A 20784-nucleotide genomic window follows, 5' to 3' on the forward strand; every position below is an offset into this window, starting at 1 on the left:
GCTTACACCTTCTCACTTTCCGCCGCACGTACCCGTACCTGCGGATCCGCCGCCAGCCGCCGCAACCCGCGCATGGTCGCGATCCGCACCGCGCCGCGCCGCTTGCCCAGCACCCGGGCCGTAGCAGCGACATCGAGACCGGCCACCACCCGCAACATCACCGCCTCGGCCTGATCGGCCGGCAGCAGGGCGACCCGGCTCAGCGCCCACGCGGTCTCCGCGCCTTCGATTACTTCAGCGGCCGGATCCCGGTCGGCCGGCCCGGCTTCGACCCGCTCGGCCGGTTCCTCCCGGCGCCGCCCGGCCCGCCGCAGCTCGTCGATGCCGCGGTGCCGTGCGATCCGGAACAGCCAGCCACGGAACGCCTCCGGCGCACCGGTGAACCGGTCGAGATCGCGCGCGACCTGCAGCCAGGTCTCCGAAGCAGCGTCCTCCGCGGCGTCCCCCGCGACCACCTGCAGATAGCGCAGGACCGCCGGGTGCAGCGCGCGCCAGAGAACGGCGAAGCCGCGTTCGTCGCCGGCCCGCGCCGCGGCCAGCGCGCCGGCGAGCTCGTCATCCTTCGGCAAAATGCGACTCCCTCGAAACCCGGACAGCACGCTACCGGTCGATGCGGGAGCCGGGTGAAAGGGGATGCGCGGCTATATCGCGGAAGTATCACGAATATGCGTGCGTGAATACGTCGCGTTCCTACCTTTCCCACGTCGTGTGTCCACAAACGAAGGACAAGGGACATGGGGAGAAGACGGGGCGTGCTCGTCGCGGCCCTGGCGCTGACGCTCGTTGCGGGTTTCGGCGCTGTGGGTTTCGTGACGGCACGGGACGGTGCCGTGACCAGCACCGAGACGCAGGCGCCGGCGGAGCCGGGCCTGCTGGACCGCCTCGGCGGGGCGGCCAGGGATCTGGTGGGCGCCGGCGAGGGCGGCGCGGCGAAGGCCGAGCCGGTCAGCGCCGGCTTGGCGGTCAGCCAGCGGACACCAACCGGAAAGAAGTGGGGTACGCCGAAACGAGCCGGTGAGGTCACGTCGAAGCGCACCGCCAACGGCCGGGTGTACCGGCTGTCGGACGGCCGGCAGCAGGCGGAGATCTCGTCGGTGCCGGTGAACTACCGCGGCAGCGACGGCAGGTACCGGCCGATCGACACCACGGTGCGGCCGACGAACCGGGCCGGCTACGTGCAGGGCAACACGGCGAACACGTTCACCAGCCTGTTCGGCGACCGCAGCGACGACCTGGTGCGCTTCGAGAAGGACGGCCGGGCGGTCGAGCTGGGCCTGCCCGGGGCGGCGAAGAACGTCACCCCGAAGGTGTCCGGCTCCACGGTCACCTATCCCGGGCTGGCCGGCGGCGCCGACCTGGTCTACGACGTCAGCTCCACCGAGCTGAAGGAGAAGATCGTCCTGAAGCGGGCCCCGTCCGGCCCGGTCTCGTACACGTTCTCCCTGGACACCACGGGCCTGACCGCGGCGCCGCAGTCCGACGGCTCGATCGCGTTCCAGAACGCGGGCGGCGCGACGGTGCTGACGATGCCCGCGCCGTACATGTACGACAGCAAGAATGCCACCAGCACCAAGGTGACGCAGACGGTCATCGGGAACACGATCACGGTCGCCGCGGACGCGGTCTGGCTCGCTGACAAGGCGCGCGTCTACCCGGTGGTGGTCGACCCGACGATCCGGATGCAGCCGGTGCCGACCGACGCCCAGGACGTGATGATCTCGTCCGGCGCGGCGACCACCAACTACAACACCTCGTACGAGCTGCGGGTGGGCACCGACGCCTCCGCGGCGTGGCGTTCGCTGGTCAAGTTCGACACGAGCATGGTTCCGGCCGGCACCACGATCGACGACGCGCAGCTGCAGCTCTACTACGACTCCTCGTACTACGCGTACGGCCAGGACGTCCCGCTGGAGGCCCGCAAGGTCACCGCGGCCTGGTCGGAGTCGACGGCGACGTGGGCGACCACGAACACGAGCCTCGCGGCCGAGCCGGTCGGCAACATCGTCACGGTCGACGACGGCGACACCAACACCGCCGCGGTGGGCACCTGGACCGCCTCGACCAACGCGCTGATCGCGAAGGCGGTCGGCGGCGACTACCGGGTCAACAACGACGCGACGACCGGGCACACCTACAGCTACGTGCCGACGATCACCGAGGCCGGGAACTACCTGGTCGAGGTGCACTACGTCGGCGAGTTCGACCGGGCCACCAACGCGCCGTACACAGTGCACTACAACGGCGGGTCGAAGGCGTACACCGTCGACCAGACCACCCCGGTCGCCGCCGGCGGCTGGAAGACCCTGGGCGTGCACCCGTTCGCGGCCGGCACCAGCGGCAAGGTCGTGCTCGGCGACGTGGCCGGCAAGGCGGTGATCGCCGACGCGGTGCGCTTCACCAAGGCGAGCACGGTCAAAGCCAACAGCAAGTCGAGCGTGTGGTCGTCGTTCCCGGTGCGCAACGTCGTGCAGGAGTGGGTCAACGGCGCGGCCAACCACGGCCTGGCGGTGAAGGCGGTCAACGAGGCCGACAAGGGCCGCGGCGGCGCGGTCTTCCAGGCCTCCGAGTACGCCTACAACAACGCCCGCCGCGACGCCAACCTGCCGAAACTGGTGATCACCTACGGCAGGCCGGGCGTCACGGTGAACCCGCCGACGACGATCACGGCGACCGGCGCCCTGCTGGACTGGCCGGCGTACCCCGGCGCCGACATCGCCGAGTACCAGGTGCACCGCAGCATCTACCAGACATACACGCCATCGGCATCGACGCTGGTCGCGCCGGTCGCCAAGGGCGCGACGAGCTTCCAGGACACCACGGCTTCGCCGACGCCGGCCGCCGAGACCGACATCATGAAACGCAAGTTCTTCTACTACATGGTCGCGGTCAAGACCACGGACGGGAAGATCATCGCGGGTCCGACGGTGCCGGCGATGCTGCCCAAGGCCGGGCAGATCACCAAGATCTTCCGTACGGGCGTGAGCGACACGACGCTGTCCGACGCGCAGAAGACCACGAACGTCAATTCGTACGCGGGCGACCCGTACGTCTCGCCCGGCAACAACTCGTCGGTCTACGGCGACACCCGCGGCCTGGTGAAGTTCCCGATCTCCGGGGTGCCGGCGACCGCCCAGGTCACCGAGGCGCAGCTGCGGATGTGGAACGTCGGGCTCTACCCGGGCACCGACACCGACGAGAACGTCGACGTGCACAAGCTGACCCGGGCGTTCGACCAGACCAAGGCGACCTGGAACACCAGCGACGGCGTCACCGCGTGGACCGGCGGGGCCTACGACGCCACCGCGCTGTCGGCGAACAACACTTTCACCAACGACCCGAAGTGGATGACCTGGGACGTCACCGCCGCCGCGAAGTCGTGGGTGACGACCCCGGCCGGCAACCACGGTCTGCTGCTCAAGCAGCGCGACGAGGCCGCGGCCACCGCCCGGGCGATGCTGCTCTCCGCCGAGTCAGCCGAACCGATGCTGCGCCCGACCCTCGAGGTCACCTACCTGGAGAAGACGCCCGAGTCGACGTACTACGCGCCGCAACTGCCCGAGGGTGCGCCCCCGGCGACGACCTTCACCACGCCGGTGTCGGTGTCGAACCCGACGACCACCGCGTGGAAGGCCGCAGACTGGCAGCTCTCGTACAAATGGGCCCGGGCCAACGGTGAGGCGGTCGCGGGCTCGCAGGCGGTGACCGCCCTGCCGGCCGACGTGCCGTCCGGCGGCACGGTCGACCTGACCGCGACCGTCACCACGCCGCCGTCGACCACCGAGGGCAACAAGAAGACCGACTACACGATCAGCTGGGAGCTGCGGAACAAGACCACCGGGCAGACCCTGCAACAGGCCGCGTCGATCGCCCCTCTGGCGCAGAACATCGCAGTCGTCGAACCCACCTCGGACCAGCTCGGCCTGGAGGACTTCTACTCCTACACCGGCAAGAACACCGGGGCCGGCGGCAACCTGATGAACAACCTGTACGCCGGCAACACGGTCTGGCAGTACAACGCGTTCAGCAACCCGTCGCGGGGCCTGAGCTCGTTCGTCCGGCTCACCTACAACTCGCTGGACACCACCGACACCGTCTCCGGGTTCGGCTGGTCGCTGCAGGCGTCGTCAATGATGCGCCTGGGCTCGCCGCTGGACTTCCACCCGAACCCGAAGCCGACGAAGGTCACCTTCACCGACGGTGACGGCACCAGCCACTGGTTCACCCTGGACCAGGCCACCGGCACCTGGGTGTCGCCCAAGGGCGTGCACCTGTACCTGCAGCAGAAGGCCGGGGTCGACTGCAAGCCGAACACCCAGGAGCCGCAGGCCTGGAGCCTGACCCGGCCGGACCGCACCCGCTTCTTCTACGACTGCGAGGGCTACCTGACCTCGACGGTCGACAAGAACGGCAACACGATGCTGTTCACCTACGAGGAGCGCAAGAGCAACAACGCGCCGACCAAGTTCCTGCGTTACGTCACCGACCCGGAGTCGCGCCAGACCATCACCATCGACTACTGGGCCAAGGGCGAGAACTTCGAGTACATCGACGACACCACCTGGACCCGGGCGTCCGGCACCGGCCTGACCAACCCGAAGATCATCGACCACGTCAAGACGATCAAGGACGTGTCCGGGCGGACGCTGTACTTCACGTACACCGACAAGGGCCTGCTCGGCGAGCTGATCGACGGCTACGGCTCCACCGACGGAACGCCGAAGACGTTCAAGTTCGCCTACGACATGACCCAGGGCAACAAGAACGTCAAGCTGGTCAAGGTCACCGACCCGCGCGGCAACAGCACCGGGCTGGTCTACCACTACCCGTCGACCGGTGACGATCCGCAGTGGCACTGGCGGACCAAGTCGTACACCGATCGCCTCGGCGGCCTGACCCAGTTCGCCTACACCGACCCGGACGGCCCGCAGGGCCGCAACGTGGACACGGCCGTCACCGACGCGGAGAACAACAGGACCACCTACCACCATGACGGGTACGGGCGACCGTACCGGGTGACCAACGCGAAGAACGAGGTCACCAGGCTGGCCTGGGACGACCAGCACAACGTCGCGTCGCTGACCGAGGCCAACGGCGCCGTGTCCACGTGGCGCTACGACGCCAAGACCGGCTACCCGCTGGAGATCAAGGACGCGCTCGCGGTCCGGGACAACTACCCGGGCACGGTGCTGACGTACCAGACGCAGCTCGGCGGCTACGTCGCCGATCTGGCCACCAAGACCAGCGCGCAGGGCCGCAAGTGGTCGTTCACCTACACCACGGCCGGTGACGTGGCGACGGTGACCGACCCGGGCGGCGCGGTCACCACCAACACCTACGACACGTTCGGCCGGCTGCTCACGGCCAAGGATCCCAACGGCAACGTCACCGCCTTCAGCGACTACCACGCCACCGGGTATCCGCGGATCATCACCGACGCGCTGAACGCGAAGTCGACGTTCGTCTACGACGCGCGCGGCAACGTCACCGAGCTGGCCAACGCCAAGCAGGCGAAGACCACCCAGGGCTACGACACCTTCGGCCGGCCGAAGGACCGGGTGGAACCGGTGGACGCGGCCAACAACCGGTACCTGACCACCAAGGCCGCCGAGTACGACGCCAACGACAACATCGTCAAGGCGTACGCGGCCAACGGCGCGTCCGGCACCGCGACCTACGACAAGGCCGACCAGGCGATCGAGTCGGTGGCCGCGCGTGACGACGCGAACAGCCCGGAACGCCGGACCACCACCACCTACGACAAGGTCGGCAACGTCGTCTCGGTCACCGCGCCGCAGGGCAACCTGACCAGTACGGCCGGCGACCACACGACGACCACGAAGTACGACGCCGTCTACCAGCCGATCGAGGCGGTCAACGGCAAGGGCCAGAAGGTCACCTCGGTCTACGACAACGTCGGCAACCTGGTGACGCTGATCGACGCCAAGAAGAACGCCACGGCCGACACGGCGGACTACACCGCGAAGATCGAGTACGACGTGGCGCACCGGATCGTGAAGACGATCGACGCCGCGGGCAAGGCCACCAGCTCCCGGTACGACCGGGACGGCCTGACCGTGGGCACCACCGACGCCGACGGCAACGAGTCACTGTCCACCTACGACGCCCGCGGCCTGCTGACCGAGTCGAAGGTGCCCTACACCAAGGACGCCGCCGGCAACGTCACCTACCGCACCACGAAGTACGAGTACGACGCGGCCGGCAACCAGACCAAGGTGATCACTCCGCGGGGTGTCGCCACCAGCGACGACGCGGACGACTTCGCCCAGGTCACCGTCTACGACGCGCTGAACCGGGCCAAGGAGGTCTGGTCGGCCTACGACAAGGACGACAGCCGGTACAACAAGCCGGACAAGACCCTGTACGAGTACGACTCGGTCGGCAACATCACCAAGGTCAGCGCCCCGCCGTCACAGGGCCAGACGGTACGCAACGACACCGTCTACACCTACTTCGACAACGGCTGGACGAAGACCGCCGCCGACCCGTGGGACATCGTCAACAAGTACGACTACAACGACCTGGGCCAGCAGACCAGGAACACGCTGACCTCGGCCGGCGGGTCGGTCACCCGGACGATGACCTGGGACTTCTACGTCTCCGGTAACGAGAAGGGCCGCTCCGACGACGGTGTCCCGGTCGGCAAGGACGTGGTCCTGGTCGACAGCTCGGACGCCAACAACACCGCCGCGCAGGGCACCTGGACCAGCGGCGCCGCCACCGGCCAGTACGGCTACGACGTCTACACCGCCCCGGCGGGCAGCGGCGCGGCCCAGTTCAACTGGCAGCTCAACATCCCGCGCGACGGCACGTACGAGCTGTTCGTGCAGCACCCGCAGGTCAGCGGCGCGGCGACGGACGCCAAGTTCACGGTGACGCACGCCGACGGCAACACGGTGAAGACGGTCAACCAGACCACCGGCGCCGGCGCCTGGGTGAGCCTGGGCAGCTACCGGTTCACCGAGGACGGCGCGCAGAAGATCACGCTGACCGACCAGGCGAACGGCAAGGTGATCGCCGACGCGGTGAAGCTGGTCCGCGACAGCGGCGCCGAGGCCGACGACGAGAAGAAGGAGTTCACCTACAAGTACAACGCGAACGGGCTGGTCACCGAGGTCAAGGACCAGAGCCCGAACGCGCGGGTCGACACGTACCGGGTCGGCTACGACGAACTCAACCAGATCAGCACGATCGAGGAGGTCGCCGCCGGCGCGGTGAAGAACACCACCGCGGTCACGTACGACGCCAACGGCAACCCGGTCACCACCACGCACGACCTGACCTGGTCGAAGATCGAGTACGACGTGCGCGACATGGTCGCCAAGGTGACCAACGCCGACTCGCCGACGGCCGGCAACCAGCAGGTCTCGACGTTCACCTACACCGCGCGGGGCGAGCTGCTCAAGCAGACCAAACCGAACGGCAACACCGTCGACCTGGCCTACTACCTGGACGGCTCCACCCGGCACCAGCTGGAGAAGACCTCGGCCGGCGCCGTGGTGGCCGAGCACACGCTCGAATACGGCCCCAACGGCACGCCGTCCAAGGACGTCCTGAAGTTGATGAACGCCGACAACGCGGCGGAGTACATCGACAACACCTACACCTTCGACTACGACCCGCAGGACCGGATCGCCAAGCTCACCAAGACCGGCGACACCTCGGCCACCGAGTCGTACGTCTACGACGCGAACGGCAACATCGTGTCGCAGACCGTCGGGGGCGCCACCACCGCCAACAGGTACGACCGCAACCGGCTGCACTCCTCGACCACCGACGGGGTGACGTCGACGTTCAACTACGACCCGCTGGGCCGGCTCGACACCCTCTCGGTCGGCGGGCAGCGGGCGGAGAAGTACCACTACGACGGGTTCGACCGCACCGCGAAGTCGACGTCCGGCTTCGGCAGCGAGGCCAAGTCGACCACCTTCGCCTACGACCCGTTCGACCGGACGGTGTCGCAGACCTCGGCCGGCAAGACGACGCTGTTCACCTACCTCGGCATGGACGACAAGATCCTGCGCGAGGCGGTCGATGGCAAGGCGAAGAAGTCCTACCAGTACGCGCCGTGGGGTCAGCAGCTGACCCAGATCAAGCACACCGACGGCGGGAAGGAGTACTCGCAGTACTCCTACCGGCCGCGCGGCGACGTCATCGCGATCACCAAGGACGACGGGAAGACCCGGGCGACGTACGGCTACACCGCGTACGGCAAGGACGACGAGTCGCAGTTCACCGGCGAGGACAAGCCCGGCTCCGGCACGGGTGAGGACGCGGAGCCGTACAACGCGTACCGCTTCAACGCCTCCCGTTGGGATGCCGGCTCCGGCACCTACGACATGGGCTTCCGTAACTACGACCCGGGCCTGAACCGGTTCCTGACCCGGGACTACTACGGCGGCGCGCTGTCCGACATGGGCCTGGCCACCGACCCGTTCACCAACAACCGGTACGCGTTCGCCGGCGGCAACCCGATCAGCTTCGTCGAGCTGGACGGCCACCTGTTCGGCATGTCCTGGTCGGACCTCGGCCACGCCGCGCTGGACGTGGTGGGCATGGTCCCGGTGGTCGGCGAGGTCGCCGACGTGGCCAACGGCATCTGGTACATGGCCGAGGGCAACTACGTCGACGGCGCGCTGTCGCTGGCCTCGGCGATCCCGCTGGCCGGCAACGTGGTCGGCGCGGTCAAGATGGCCAAGACCGCGGACAACGTCTACGACGCGTACAAGACCGCGGACAACGTGCACGACGCGTCCAAGGCGATGCCGTCCACACCGGACGTGCCGTCGGCGCCCAAGGTGGACACCCCGAAGGCGCCGGACACCACCACGGTCAAACCACCGTGCAAGACGAACAGTTTCGTACCCGGCACACCGGTCCTGATGGCCGACGGCACCAGCAAGGCGATCGAGGACCTCGAGGTCGGCGACTGGATCAAGGCGACCGACGTGGAGAGCGGGGCGACCCGCGACCGCCAGGTCACCGACACCCGCAGCAACGCCGGCGACAAGAAGCTGGTCACGCTGACCGTCGACATCGACGGCGCGGATGGCTCCGCAACGGGGAAGATCACGTCGACGGCCGGGCACCACTACTGGCTGCCGGACGCGGGCCGGTGGGTCACCGCCGACAAGCTCGCACCCGGGGCGTGGCTGCGGACGGCCGCCGGGACGTGGGTCCAGGTCACCGCGGTGGCGGCCGAACGCCGGCACGAGCGGGTGCACAACCTGACGGTCGACGTCGACCACGACTACTACGTCCTCGCGGGCGGGCAGTCGCTGCTGGTCCACAACGAATGCGGGCCGACCTCACTGCCGATGCCGGTCAAACCGCCGACCATCACGGTGAAGTACAAGAAGAGCTGGACCGCGGCGCAGCGGGCCGCGGCGGATGCCAAGATCGCCGCGTTGAACCAGCAGCCCCTCCTGGTGGTGACCAAGGTCAACCGCAAGGGCTCGGCGTCCAAGACCTGGACCCGGTCCGGCCGCAAGACCAAGAAGGGGATGGACGTCGATCACATTATCGACCTGCAGCTGGGCGGCATGGACGACGTCTCCAACATGAAACTGCTGGACGCCTCGGTCAACCGGAGTCTGGGCTCGCAGATCGACAAACAACTGAAGAAGCTCGGCCTGACTCCGGGTGATCTGGTGGGAGGCGTACGGATCATCCCGAGACGGTAGCCTCCGGGCGGAGGCGCTGCGGCGCCTCCGCCCGGACCAACGACTGCTCCTGGAGCTGACGGTGTTCAAGAAGTTTCTGCGTGACTACCGGATCACCGACCGGCTGGACGACGCCGGTGGTGAACCGACCCATCCGCAGCTGGCAGAGCTCTTCCGGGAGCTGGGCGGAACCACCTTCGACGACGGTCTCTACCGGATTCACACCCCGGTCAGTGCGGCGGCCGCCGACGCCCTCTGTGCCCGGCTGATCGAGGACTTCGTCGGCGAGGTGTTCTGCTTCGGCTTCGACTGGCTGGGCCGCAACCTGGCCCTCGACGTGAGCGAGGGCGGTGACGGGCTGGTGGTGATCGTGGAGCCCGGCGCCGGCGAACTGCTGGAAGGCGGGGTGACCCTGTCCAAGTTCCACGAGAAGACGGTCCGCAAGGACCCGACCGCCCTGGCCGCGGGCTTCTTCGCGGAATGGCGGGCCGGGCACCCCGAGTTCGAGCGACTGTCGTTCGAGGAATGCGTGGGCTACAAGGTGCCGCTGTTCCTCGGCGGCGACGACGAGGTGCACAACCTCGAGGTCGTGCCCTACGACGTCTACTGGGAGATCTGCGTCCAGCTGCGGACCGGCACCCGGCAGATGCGGGCGGGCACCTCCATCCGGCAGATCGTGACCGATTCCGAATAGCGCCGGATGTATCAGAAAAATAGCCCGGCGAATATCTCCGCCTCTTAGCGTCACTTCGCCTGATCCCCGGATCGGGCGAAGTGACGTCTTCATGAGGGGATCGAGAAAGTGCCGAAGCGCATCGCAGCGATGGTCGCGGCCACCGTCGTCATGCTGGCAGCCGGCTGCGGCGGCGAGGACCCGGCAGCGTCCTGGGTGGCCCCGCCGCCGTCGCCGGCTGAGCCCGCGGCCCCGGACCGCCCCGAGCGAATCACGTCGGCCTGCGGCCTGCTCTCCGCGGCCACGGTGATCGACATGCTCGGCGGGAACGAGCAGACCAAGCTGTCCAGCAAGGAACTGCCGGCCGAGAAGAGCGAGAACGGCAACATCTGGCGGCACTGCGCGTACGGGCGGGACGGCAAGCAGCCGTTCGCCCTGTCGGTCGCGACGATGCCCGATCGCGCGGACACCGTCGAGCAGACCCTGGACGCGGTGGCGAAGGCCGGCGAGCAACCCGAGCGGGTCGATGGCCTGGGCGCCGGCGCGCTGACCTATCTGGAAGGCGGTGGTCGCTCGGTGATGGCCGTGGTGCCGTACGAGAAGGAACTGCGGATCGTCCAGTTCACCGCTCCCGCGATGGTGCCCCAGGACAAGCTTGCCGACACTGTGCGCCAGGTGCTGACCAAGGTCTGAACAACGGCGTTCGGGGAGCGGTTTTTGTTACTCCTCGCGCCTCTGCGACGGGTTGATAATGCTCACTGCGCGATTCTCCGGTTTCGTGTTGATCTCTCCCGCCCGGCTTCCTAACCTGGGTGCCGATCAAGGGGGAGATAGATGCCCATCGAGGTCCGTCTGCTCGGGCCGGTGGAGTTACGGGGAGAGGACGGCGCGGTGCATCCCGGGCCGGCCAAACAGCGCGCGGTGCTCGCCGCGCTCGCCCTGAAGGCCAACCGGCCGGTGGCGCTGAACCGGCTCACCGAACTGCTCTGGGCCGGGCAGCCGCCCGCGTCGGCGGTCGCGAACATCCGCAACCACGTCGCGGCGCTGCGCCGCACGCTCGGCACGCGGATCGTCTCGCGCGACGGCGCGTACCAGTTGACGCTGGCGCCGCACGAACTGGACGCGGCTGAGTTCCGACGGCTCGCCGAGAGCGGGCACACCGCGCTCTCGCTCGGCGAACCCGCCCGGGCCGAGGCGGACCTGGCGGCGGCGATGCTGCTGTGGCGTGGTCCCGCCGGGCAGGGGCTGCCGCGCGGAGCCGCCCTCGACGTGCTGCTCGCCGGGCTGGAAGCGGACCGGCTGCGCGTCCTGGAGGACCTCACCGAGGCCCGGCTGCGGCTCGGCTACGCCGGTGAGCTGGAGCCGGTGCTGCGCGACCATCTCGCCGCGCACCCGCTGCGGGAGCGGGCCTGGGCCCAGCTGATGCTGGCGCTGTACCGCTCCGGTGACCTGGGCGCCGCGCTCGCCGCCTACCGGCAGGCCCAGTCCACGCTGCACACCCAGCTCGGCATCGACCCGGGCAGCGAACTGGCGGACCTGCACGTGGCCATGCTGGAACGCGCGCCCCGGCTGGACCTGCCGGCCCGGCAACCGGCAGGCCGGCTCCGGGCCGCCGGCGTCGAGGTGCCCCGCGAGCTGCCGCCGGAGCCGGTGCTTCCGTCCGGGCACGCCGAGGCGCTGGCTGCTGTGCTGGCCGCGGCACGTCCGGCGCCCGGCGCGCGGGTGCCGGCCGCGGTGGTGGTGCACGGCCCGGCCGGCAGCGGCACGACCGCGCTGGTCGTGCGGGCCGGGCACCGGCTGGCGGGCGCCTTCCCGGACGGGCAGATCTTCGCCGAGGCCCGCGCCGGCCTCGCCGCGGCCGACCTGCTGGCCCGGGTGCTGCGGGCGGTCGGGGTGCCGGCCGCCGAGGTGCCGGAGCACGCCGACGAGCGGATCGGCCGCTACCGATCGCTGCTCGCCGCGCGCCGGGTCCTGATCGTCGTGGACGGGGCCGTCGCCGCCGACCAGATACGCCCGCTGATCCCGACGTCGCACCGCTCAGCGCTGCTGGTGACCAGCCGTGGGCCGCTGCCGATGCCGGAGGACGTGCCACACGTCGCGCTGCGTGCCCCGGACCGGGTCGACTACTGAGCCAGGGGGATCGTGCCGTCGGCCGGCAGCGTCGGCACGTCCACCGTGACCGTCTCCGGGTACTTCAGACCCGCGCCGGTGTTCAGAACGAGCACTTCGTCCGTACCGGAAAGGAAGTTGCTCTCGCGCAGTTGGCGCGCCGCCGCCAGGCAGGCGGCGCCCTCCGGGCAGATGAACGTGCCCTCCTGCGCGGCCACCCGGCGCTGCTCGGCGAGCAGCGCCGCATCGCTGACCGCGATCGCGGTGCCGCCGGTGGCACGCACGGCATCCAGGACCAGAAAATCACCGAGAGCCTTGGGTACGGTGATCCCGAACGCGACCGTCCAGGCGTCGGGCCACGGCATGCTCTCGTCACGGCCGGCGCGGAACGCCTCGACGATCGGCGCGCAGCCCTCGGCCTGCACCGCGATCAGCCGCGGCAGCCGGTCACTGATCCAGCCGAGCTCGCGCATCTCGAGCAGCGCCTTGTAGATGCCGATCAGGCCCACGCCGCCGCCGGTAGGGTAGAGGATCGCGTCCGGGACTCTGAAGCCGAGCTGTTCGACGATCTCGTAGCCCATCGTCTTCTTGCCCTCGATGCGGTACGGCTCCTTGAGCGTGGAGACGTCCTGGTAGCCGTCGCGTTCCCGGACAGCCGCGGTGACCAGCTTCCCGGCGTCGCCGATCAGGCCGTCCACCAGGTACAACTCGGCGCCCGCGGCGACGCACTCGGTGCGGGTGATGGCCGGGGCGCCGACCGGCATGGCGATCAGGCTGCGCAGGCCGACGCGGGCCGCGTACGTCGCCCAGGCCGAACCCGCGTTGCCGTTGGTCGGCATGGCCACGCCGGTGACGCCCAGCTCGGCCGCGCGGGACACCCCGACCGCGGCGCCGCGCGCCTTGAACGAGCCGGTCGGGATGAGACCCTCGTCCTTCATGATCAGCCGCGGCAGACCGATCTGCGCGCCGTAGCCCGGCAGCGGGATGATCGGCGTCATGCCCTCGCCGAGCGAGACGATGTTCGCCGGGTCGCGGACCGGCAGCACCTCGCGGTAGCGCCACAGCGTGTGCGGCCGGCTCGCCAGTCGTTCCCGGGTCAGCGTCCGCCCGGCCTGCTCGAGGTCGTAGCGGGCGAGCAGCGGAGCGCCGACCTCGCTCAGGCCCTGCACGACGTCGGCATCGTAGCGCTTACCGGTCCGCGAGCATTCCAGATGCGACAGCACAGTCGATCAGCGTACGCGCGCCGCGGCGGCCGCCCGGACCGTTGGCGCGAGGGCCGCGGCGATCACCGCGTAGCCGGCGCTGGACGGGTGGAAGTGGTCGGCGCTGAACAGCCTGCGGTCGGCGGCGAACGCCGAGGCCGAACTGCCGCTGATGTCGGCGATCCGGGCCCCGGCCGCCTCGGCAGCACGGGTCTGCTCCTGGCGCAGGAGCCGGCTGCCGGCCTGGACGGCGAGGCGCATCTGCTGGGGCACCCAGGGGACGACGCTGAGATCCGGTGCGGGGGCGACGACGACTTCGGCGCCGGTGTCGCGCAGGGTCCGGACGGCGTCGCCGAGCAGTGTGGCGGCGCGCTGCGGGGGTACGAAGTGGGTCAGGTCGTTGGCGCCGATGATGATCAGCGCGACGTCCGGCTTTGCCGCGGCGGCCCGCTGCACCTGGGTGGCCAGGCCGCGGCTGTCGGCGCCGGGGACGGCGAAGACCCGTACGTCGGTGGGGATGCCGAGGTCGGCGGCGAGACGCGCACCGATCGTGTCGGCCGGGCGGGAGGCGCCCTGCCCGTACGCGATGGAGTCGCCGAGGACGGCGAAGTTGAGGGTCACGACCTTGAGCAACGCGCTCAGTGCGGCTTTCGTTCCGATAGAAGACGGAAGGTGAAGTGGGCAACAGCGTTACCGCGACCAATCTCGGCGCCTGGCTGATCAAGGGCAACGCCGACCACACCGACCTGCGCGGCCGGTTCGCGCGGGAACCGCAGGTCGAGCGGTGGTGCGTGCAGCGCAGCTACCGGCTGGACCTGATGACCGCGGGTCAGCCGGTGCTGTTCTGGGGCAGTGGGAGCCGCAGCCGGCACGTCGCCTACGGGATCTGGGGCCTGGGGACGCTGACCGGGCCGGCGCGCCCGGAGGCGGACGGTCATGGCTGGTGGGTGCCGCTGGATCTGACGATCTGGCCGCCCTCGCGGTGGATCGGCCGGGACCTGCTGCGCGCCGAGTTCACGGATCTCGAGGTGTTGCGGCAGCCGCAGGCGGCGAACCCGTCGTTCGTGACCCGGGAGCAGTTCGCGCGGATCCTGGAATTCTCCGCCACGCCAAAACCTAGCGCCCTCGGTTTTCGCGATGCATGCTGGCACCGATGAACACCGTCTGTACCGGCCTGCGCGCCGAATACGCCCGCCCCGGCGAGTCGCCGCTGATCGAAAGCGGACGGCCGCGGCTGTCCTGGCTCCTGCCCGCCGGGACCGCCCGGCAGGAGGCCTACCAGTGGTCGTCCGGCGACTGGGTCTCGCCGTGGATCGAGTCGGCGGACAGCGTGCTGGTGCCGTGGACCGGCCCGGAGCCTTCGCCGGGCCGGCGGGCCAGTTGGCGGGTCCGGGTCCGCACCGATCTCGGGGTCAGCGACTGGTCGGCGCCGGCGAGCTGGGAACGCGCGCTGCCGCCCGGTCAGTGGCAGGCCGAGTGGATCCGGCCGCACGAACCCGTGATCGCCGAGCCCGGCAATCGGCCCGCATACCTGTTACGGACCGTGTTCACCCTGACGGCGCCGGGGCGGCACGCGCGGTTGCGGTTCACGGCGCACGGCATCGTCGAGGCGTTCTGCAACGGGGTCCGGGTCGGCGATGAGGAGCTGACGCCCGGGTTCACGGCCTATCGTTCCCGGCTGCAGGTCTGCGACCAGGACGTCACTGACCTGTTGCGGGAGGGGCGCAACGTGCTGACGGCGGTGCTGTCGGACGGCTGGTTCCGGGGGCGGCACGGCTTTCTGCGTACCGCCGACGGTTTTGGCGACCGCACCGCGCTGCTCGCGGAACTCACGGTGAGCCACGCGGACGGATCGCGGACCGTGATCGGCACCGGAGGTGCCTGGGAATCGCGGCCGGCCTGGTTCACCGCCGACCTGATGGACGGCCAGCGCGAGGACCGGCGTGCGGCGCACGCCTGGCATTCGGTCCATCCGGAGCCGGGGGAGGGGTACGCCCAGCTGACCGTTCCGATCGCCCCGCCGGTGCGCCGGATCCGCGAAATCGTCCCGGTCTCGGTGGCCCGGCTGGCGAGTGGATCGCACGTCGCGGACCTGGGCGAGAACATCAACGGCTGGATCCGGCTGACCAATATCGGTCCTGTCGACACCTCCCTGACGCTCACGCACGGGGAGATCCTGGACGCCGGCGGGTCGGTGACCACCGATCATCTGCGGGCGCCGGACTTCGTCAACGGCGGGTTCCGCCCGGCCGGACAGGTCGACAGCGTCATCTCCGCGGGCCGCGCCGGCGACGTCTTCGAGCCGCGGCACACCACGCACGGCTTCCGGTACGTGCAGATCGACGGCCATCCCGGCCCGCTCGGCCCGGACGACCTGCGCGGCGTCGTGGTGCACACCGACCTGGCCCGGACCGGCACTTTCGCGTGCTCGGACGCGCGGGTCAACCGGCTGCACGAGAACGCCGTGCGCAGCTTCCTCGGCAACGCCTGCGACATCCCGACCGACTGCCCGCAGCGGGAACGGTCCGGATTCTCCGGCGACTGGCAGATCTTCCAGCCGTCCGCGGCGTTCACCCATGATGTCGCCGGGTTCAGCGCCAAATGGCTGCGTGACCTGGCCGCCGACCAGTGGGCGGACGGCACGATCACGAACGTGTCGCCCGATCCCGGCGGTCCGTCGCCGCTGCGGGCCACCAACGGGTCGGCCGGCTGGGGCGACGCCATCGTCCTGGTGCCGTGGCAGCTGTGGCAGGCGTACGGTGATCGCGGTGTCCTGGCCGAGCACTACCCGGCCATGCGCGCCTGGGTGGACCGGTGCGCCCTGCTGGCCGCCACGCAGCGCCATCCGTCCCGGCCGGCTCTCGTCCGCCCGCATGACCGGTTCCTGCTGGACACCGGCTTCCACTTCGGCGAATGGCTCGAACCGGGCGTCGAACCGCACCTGGACCCGCACGCCGACCACGGCATCGTCGCCACGGCCTACCTGCATCAGTCCGCGCGGCTGCTCGCCTCGATCGCCGAGCTGCTGGGACACGCTGACGACGCCCGGTCATATGGTGCGCTCGCTGCCGGCACCCTCTCCGCCTGGCAGACCGAATACCTGCTGCCCGACGGGCGGCTGACCCGGCCCAGCCAGGCCAACTACGTGCGCGCCCTGGCCTTCGGCCTGGTCCCCTCGGCATTGCGCCCGGCGGTGGCCGGCCATCTCGTCGCGCTGATCGAAGCGGCCGACTTCCACCTGGGCACCGGCTTCCTGACCACCGGTCTGCTGCTGCCGACCCTGGCCGATAACGGGCACGCCTCGGTCGCGCACCGGCTGCTGATGTCCACCGGCGTCCCGTCCTGGCTCGAGATGGTCGACCGCGGCGCCACCACGGTGTGGGAACGCTGGGACGGCGTCGGCGCTGACGGCACCGCCCAGATGTCGCTGAACCACTACAGCAAGGGGGCGGTCATCGAGTTCCTGCACACGCACGTGGCCGGCCTGCGCATCCTGTCACCCGGCTACCGCCGGTTCCTGATCTCGCCGGTGCCGCTCTTCGACTGGGCGCAGGCTGTGCACCAGACCCCGTACGGAACCGCCGCCGTCTCCTGGCGTCGCACGCCCACCCACCTCACCGTCGAGGCCCAGGTCCCACCGGGCACGACCGCCGTCCTGCGCGACGAGACCCTCCCGCCGGGAGTCCACCACCGCACCTACGCCCTCTGACCACCGCAGCGACGCTCGCGGTCAGCCGGTGGTTCCGGCTGACACCCAGTGCTGCTTCTGGGCGTTGGAAGCGACGCTCGCGGTCAGCTGGTTTGCCCGGCTGACAGCCAGAGCTGTCTTCGGGCGCTTGAGGGAGCGCTGGTGGTCAGCCGGATGGGCTCGGCTAGCGTGACCGGCATGGCTCGGCGTGCTGAGGGTGGCTATCGGGTGGGGATCGCGCGCCGGGAGGCGATCCTGGAGACCGCTACTCGCTATTTCGCGGTCAAAGGCGGCTACCACGACACCTCGATGGCCCGGATCGCTGCCGAGGTGGGGATCACCGAGGGTGGGCTGCTGCACCACTTCCCCTCGAAGAAGCACCTGCTGCTCGCTGTCGTCGAGCGACGGATTCTTGCCGCCGGGCAGTGGGTGGGGGAGGCCGCCGCGGGCGCATCCGGGCGGGACGTGCTGCGCAGCCTGGTCGGGGCCACCGAGCGGCAGCTGGCCGAGCCGGGGCTCATCGAGCTGTTCGTCATCGTGTCGGCCGAGGCCGCGGACACCTCCAGCCCGGCGCATGGGCTGTTCGCCGAGCGCTACCGGAATGCGGTGGGTGAGCTTGCCGGGCTGTTGCAGCGGGCGGTGGACAGCGGCGAGTTCCGGGCGGATCTGGACTGCGCGGCGATCGCCCGGGACTGCATCGCGGTCAGCGACGGGCTGCAGCTGCAGTGGGTGCTCAGCGGCGGCACGCTGGACCTGGTCGGTGGGGTTCGCGCCCACCTGGACCGCCTCGCCCGCACCGTCACCACCGACGGCGGCGGGCTCAGCCCCAGTAGTTGAAGAGGGCTTCGCCCAGGCCCGTCGCGGTGCCGCCACGGGCGTGTTCTTGCAGGTCAGTGGCATCTGCAACGTTGTCGCATACGTGCGTGCGCACATATCGTGGGCCTCGACGGGCAGGTACGAGGAAGGCAGTCATGGGCACACACGGGCACCACCATGATCGCGACCACCGATGGCCGCACTCGCACGACAGCGCCGACAAGGTCGACGACGCCCTCGAATCCTCGCGGATCGGCATGCGCGCCCTGTGGATCTCGCTGGCCGGGCTCGGTGCCACCGCCGTCCTGCAAGCGGTGATCGTCGCCTTCTCCGGCTCGGTGGCGCTGCTCGGCGACACCCTGCACAACGTGGCCGACGCGCTGACCGCGGTTCCGCTGGGCATCGCGTTCTGGCTGGGCCGGCGGGCGGCGACCCGCGCTTACACGTACGGGTTCGGCCGCGCCGAGGACCTGGCCGGCATCGTGATCGTCCTGGTCATCGCCGCCTCGGCCGCCGCGTCCGCGTGGTTCGCGATCGACCGGCTGCTCGACCCGCGGACCATGACGCATCTGCCCTGGGTCGCCGCGGCGGGGCTGATCGGGTTCGCCGGGAACGAGATCGTCGCCCGTTACCGCATCGCTGTGGGCCGGCGCATCGGCTCGGCCGCGCTGGTCGCCGATGGGCTGCATGCGCGTACCGATGGATTCACCTCGCTCGCGGTGGTGCTCGCCGCCGCCGGCGCGTGGGCCGGCTGGTCCTGGGCCGACCCGGTGATCGGCCTGGCCATCACCGCGGCCATCGCCATGGTGCTCAAGGACGCCGCCCGCGAGGTGTACCGGCGGTTGATGGACCGGGTCGACCCGCACCTGGTCGACCACGCCGAGGAGGAGCTGCGCGCGGTGCCGGGCGTCCGTGACGTGGCCGGCCTGCGGCTGCGCTGGATCGGCCACCACCTGCACGCGGAGGCCGCCATCGTGGTCGACGCGGGGCTGACGCTGATCGCCGCCCACGAGATCGCCGCCGACGTCGAGCATCAGCTCACCCACCACGTGCCCCGGCTGACCACGGCGACCGTGCACGTCGACCCGGACAGCCACCCGGGCGACGGCCACCACCGCGACCTCTCCCACGAACGCCGCGACCGGCTTGCGGTCGCCGGGGCCACCCCGCAGCCGTGACTGCACGAGCGCCGCGACCGGTTGCCGGGTCGGCCCGCAGCCGTGACGACATGAGCGCCGCGACTGGTCGCCGGGGTCAGCCTGCGGCCGTGACGATCAGGCGGTCTGCGGAGCGGCACAGCAGATACGTCCCGGAGGCGTCGCAGCCGAACTCGTGGGCCGTGGGCATCGCCCCCAGCAGCCGGGTCTCGCCGGTGTGCAGGTCGAGGCGGCTGACCGCGGTGTGCCCGGCCGGCGAGGCCGCCGGGCGCAGCAGCAGCGCCGCGTCGGTGGCGTCCGGCGCGGCGTAGGCCTGGCCGATCCCGCCGGGCCCTACCCGGCTGCCGTCGGCGGCGTCGAGCAGATACTGCCGGGGCGGGTCGGCACTGTCGCTGACCAGTAGCCGGCCGCCGCCGGTCCAGGTGACCACGGCCATCTCCGGCGTCTCCCAGCGCGTCCGGCCGGTGGCCGGGTCCAGGCCGGACAGGCTGTGGTGACCGATCAGGCAGAGCACCTTCCCGCAGTCCTGGATCCACAGGAACGGCCCGCTGACGGTACGCCAGAGGTCGCCGAGCGTGTCGATGTCGTAGGCGGTCACGGTGGACTGCTGCGGTCCGCTGCGGGCCACCACGAGCCGGTCACCGGCCGTCCGGATCAGCGTGTGGCGCCCGGAGCTCGGCACGGTCGCCGCCCACGGCACCTGCCGGCTGCCGAGCAGGCTGCCGTCCGCATACCGGAGGACGGTGAGCTCGCCGCGCTCGGTGGCCGTGACGATCCGGTGCGGCTGCCCGTCACGGTAGGAGACCGTGGCGGTCGGCATGCCGGTCACCGGGCGCCGCCAGACCGGTTCGCCGTCGCGGGCGCGCACCAGGCCCACCGCCGTGACCGCGCCGGTGGCGTCGACTTCTTCCAGTAGCACGCCGCCGGCGCCGCTCGCCAGCGCCTGGCCGGGCCGGGTCCAGAGCCGGTCGCCGGTGGCCGGGTCCAGCGCGACCGTCTCCCGGTAGAACAGCAGTTCGCCGGAGCTGCCGTCCTGGTACACCCGCCTCGCGGTGGCCTCGCCGCTGTTCAGCAGCAGCACCCCGGCCTCCGGCCGGAACTCCACCCCGCCCAGGTCATGCCCGGTGGTCTGGCTCCAGCGCGGCACGCCGGTCGGCAGATGGTACGCGGTGAGCACCGCTTCCTCGTCGATCCGGCGGTGCACGAACGCCACGTCCCCGGCCAGGGTGATCGCCTGCGCCCTGTCGAATCGCAGCTCCCACATCTGGCGGACCGCACCCGGGCCCGCCGGCACCGCGGCGCCGAGCGTGAACGCGCACAGAACCGCCACCGCCGCGATTCGCAGCCGGCGGGCGAGCCGCCGATCCACGGAGGGCAGCGGATCATCATGGAAAGGCCCGGCGGGTCGGGACACATCGCCGAGCTCGATGACGGTCGGAGACATTACCGTCAGGGTGAC

The 20784-nt window shown here is 70.4% G+C and carries 12 protein-coding genes; 8 read left to right on the forward strand and 4 right to left on the reverse strand.

All coding sequences use genetic code 11. The features are described from left to right. Positions 1-2: 2 nt before the first annotated feature. The gene (locus OHA21_RS09155) at positions 3-569 is read right to left on the reverse strand and encodes an RNA polymerase sigma factor (RefSeq protein ID WP_328472178.1); all 567 of its coding nucleotides are present in this window, start codon (positions 567-569) and stop codon (positions 3-5) included. Between the two features lie 165 nt (positions 570-734). Between OHA21_RS09155 and OHA21_RS09160 the strand changes: the two genes are divergently transcribed. From OHA21_RS09160 to OHA21_RS09175, 4 genes are all read left to right on the forward strand, one after another. Continuing rightward, a complete protein-coding gene (locus OHA21_RS09160; RefSeq protein WP_328472180.1) occupies positions 735-9701 on the forward strand; it encodes a golvesin C-terminal-like domain-containing protein in 8967 nt (2988 codons plus the stop codon). 61 nt (positions 9702-9762) lie between these two features. After that, positions 9763-10374, forward strand: a complete 612-nt coding sequence (locus OHA21_RS09165; RefSeq protein WP_328472182.1) for a T6SS immunity protein Tdi1 domain-containing protein — start codon at positions 9763-9765, stop codon at positions 10372-10374. A gap of 108 nt (positions 10375-10482) precedes the next feature. Further along, positions 10483-11046: a hypothetical protein gene (locus OHA21_RS09170; RefSeq protein ID WP_328472184.1), complete on the forward strand. Its 564-nt coding sequence runs from the start codon at positions 10483-10485 to the stop codon at positions 11044-11046. A gap of 141 nt (positions 11047-11187) precedes the next feature. Beyond that, positions 11188-12483, forward strand: a complete 1296-nt coding sequence (locus tag OHA21_RS09175) for an AfsR/SARP family transcriptional regulator (RefSeq protein ID WP_328472186.1) — start codon at positions 11188-11190, stop codon at positions 12481-12483. On the opposite strand, the gene OHA21_RS09180 is transcribed toward OHA21_RS09175, so the two are convergent. Continuing rightward, a complete protein-coding gene (locus tag OHA21_RS09180) occupies positions 12477-13685 on the reverse strand; it encodes a threonine synthase (protein WP_328472188.1) in 1209 nt (402 codons plus the stop codon). The two genes, OHA21_RS09175 and OHA21_RS09180, sit on opposite strands and share 7 nt — an antisense overlap. A gap of 6 nt (positions 13686-13691) precedes the next feature. Then, positions 13692-14297 (reverse strand): SGNH/GDSL hydrolase family protein, encoded by a 606-nt coding sequence (locus OHA21_RS09185; RefSeq protein WP_328472190.1) that lies wholly within the window; start codon positions 14295-14297, stop codon positions 13692-13694. Between the two features lie 44 nt (positions 14298-14341). Here OHA21_RS09185 and OHA21_RS09190 point away from each other — a divergent pair, with 44 nt between their 5' ends. The 4 genes from OHA21_RS09190 to OHA21_RS09205 all read left to right on the forward strand — a co-directional run bounded on the left by OHA21_RS09190 (position 14342) and on the right by OHA21_RS09205 (position 19346). Further along, entirely contained in the window at positions 14342-14821 is a 480-nt protein-coding gene (locus OHA21_RS09190) for a hypothetical protein (protein ID WP_328472192.1), read from the forward strand. Continuing rightward, complete coding sequence (locus tag OHA21_RS09195) at positions 14818-17373, forward strand: family 78 glycoside hydrolase catalytic domain (RefSeq protein WP_328472194.1); 2556 nt, start codon at positions 14818-14820, stop codon at positions 17371-17373. Before OHA21_RS09190 ends, OHA21_RS09195 begins: the two co-directional genes overlap by 4 nt. A gap of 177 nt (positions 17374-17550) precedes the next feature. Further along, positions 17551-18189, forward strand: coding sequence for a TetR/AcrR family transcriptional regulator (locus OHA21_RS09200; RefSeq protein WP_328472196.1), 639 nt, complete (start codon positions 17551-17553; stop codon positions 18187-18189). Positions 18190-18323: 134 nt separating this feature from the next. Then, positions 18324-19346, forward strand: coding sequence for a cation diffusion facilitator family transporter (locus tag OHA21_RS09205; RefSeq protein WP_328472198.1), 1023 nt, complete (start codon positions 18324-18326; stop codon positions 19344-19346). Between the two features lie 76 nt (positions 19347-19422). Here OHA21_RS09205 and OHA21_RS09210 read toward each other — a convergent pair whose 3' ends face one another. Continuing rightward, positions 19423-20769 carry an outer membrane protein assembly factor BamB family protein gene (locus OHA21_RS09210; RefSeq protein WP_328472199.1) on the reverse strand — a complete coding sequence of 449 codons (1347 nt, stop codon included), beginning with the start codon at positions 20767-20769 and terminating at the stop codon, positions 19423-19425. Positions 20770-20784: the final 15 nt, after the last annotated feature.

Source organism: Actinoplanes sp. NBC_00393 (assembly GCF_036053395.1).
Classification (GTDB): domain Bacteria; phylum Actinomycetota; class Actinomycetes; order Mycobacteriales; family Micromonosporaceae; genus Actinoplanes.

Coding starts and splice junctions, on each gene's coding strand:
- OHA21_RS09175 (WP_328472186.1), top strand. CDS start 11,188: ATGCCCATCGAGGTCCGTCTGCTCGGGCCGGTGGAGTTACGGGGAGAG.
- OHA21_RS09195 (WP_328472194.1), top strand. CDS start 14,818: ATGAACACCGTCTGTACCGGCCTGCGCGCCGAATACGCCCGCCCCGGC.
- OHA21_RS09200 (WP_328472196.1), top strand. CDS start 17,551: ATGGCTCGGCGTGCTGAGGGTGGCTATCGGGTGGGGATCGCGCGCCGG.
- OHA21_RS09160 (WP_328472180.1), top strand. CDS start 735: ATGGGGAGAAGACGGGGCGTGCTCGTCGCGGCCCTGGCGCTGACGCTC.
- OHA21_RS09210 (WP_328472199.1), bottom strand. CDS start 20,769: ATGTCTCCGACCGTCATCGAGCTCGGCGATGTGTCCCGACCCGCCGGG.
- OHA21_RS09205 (WP_328472198.1), top strand. CDS start 18,324: ATGGGCACACACGGGCACCACCATGATCGCGACCACCGATGGCCGCAC.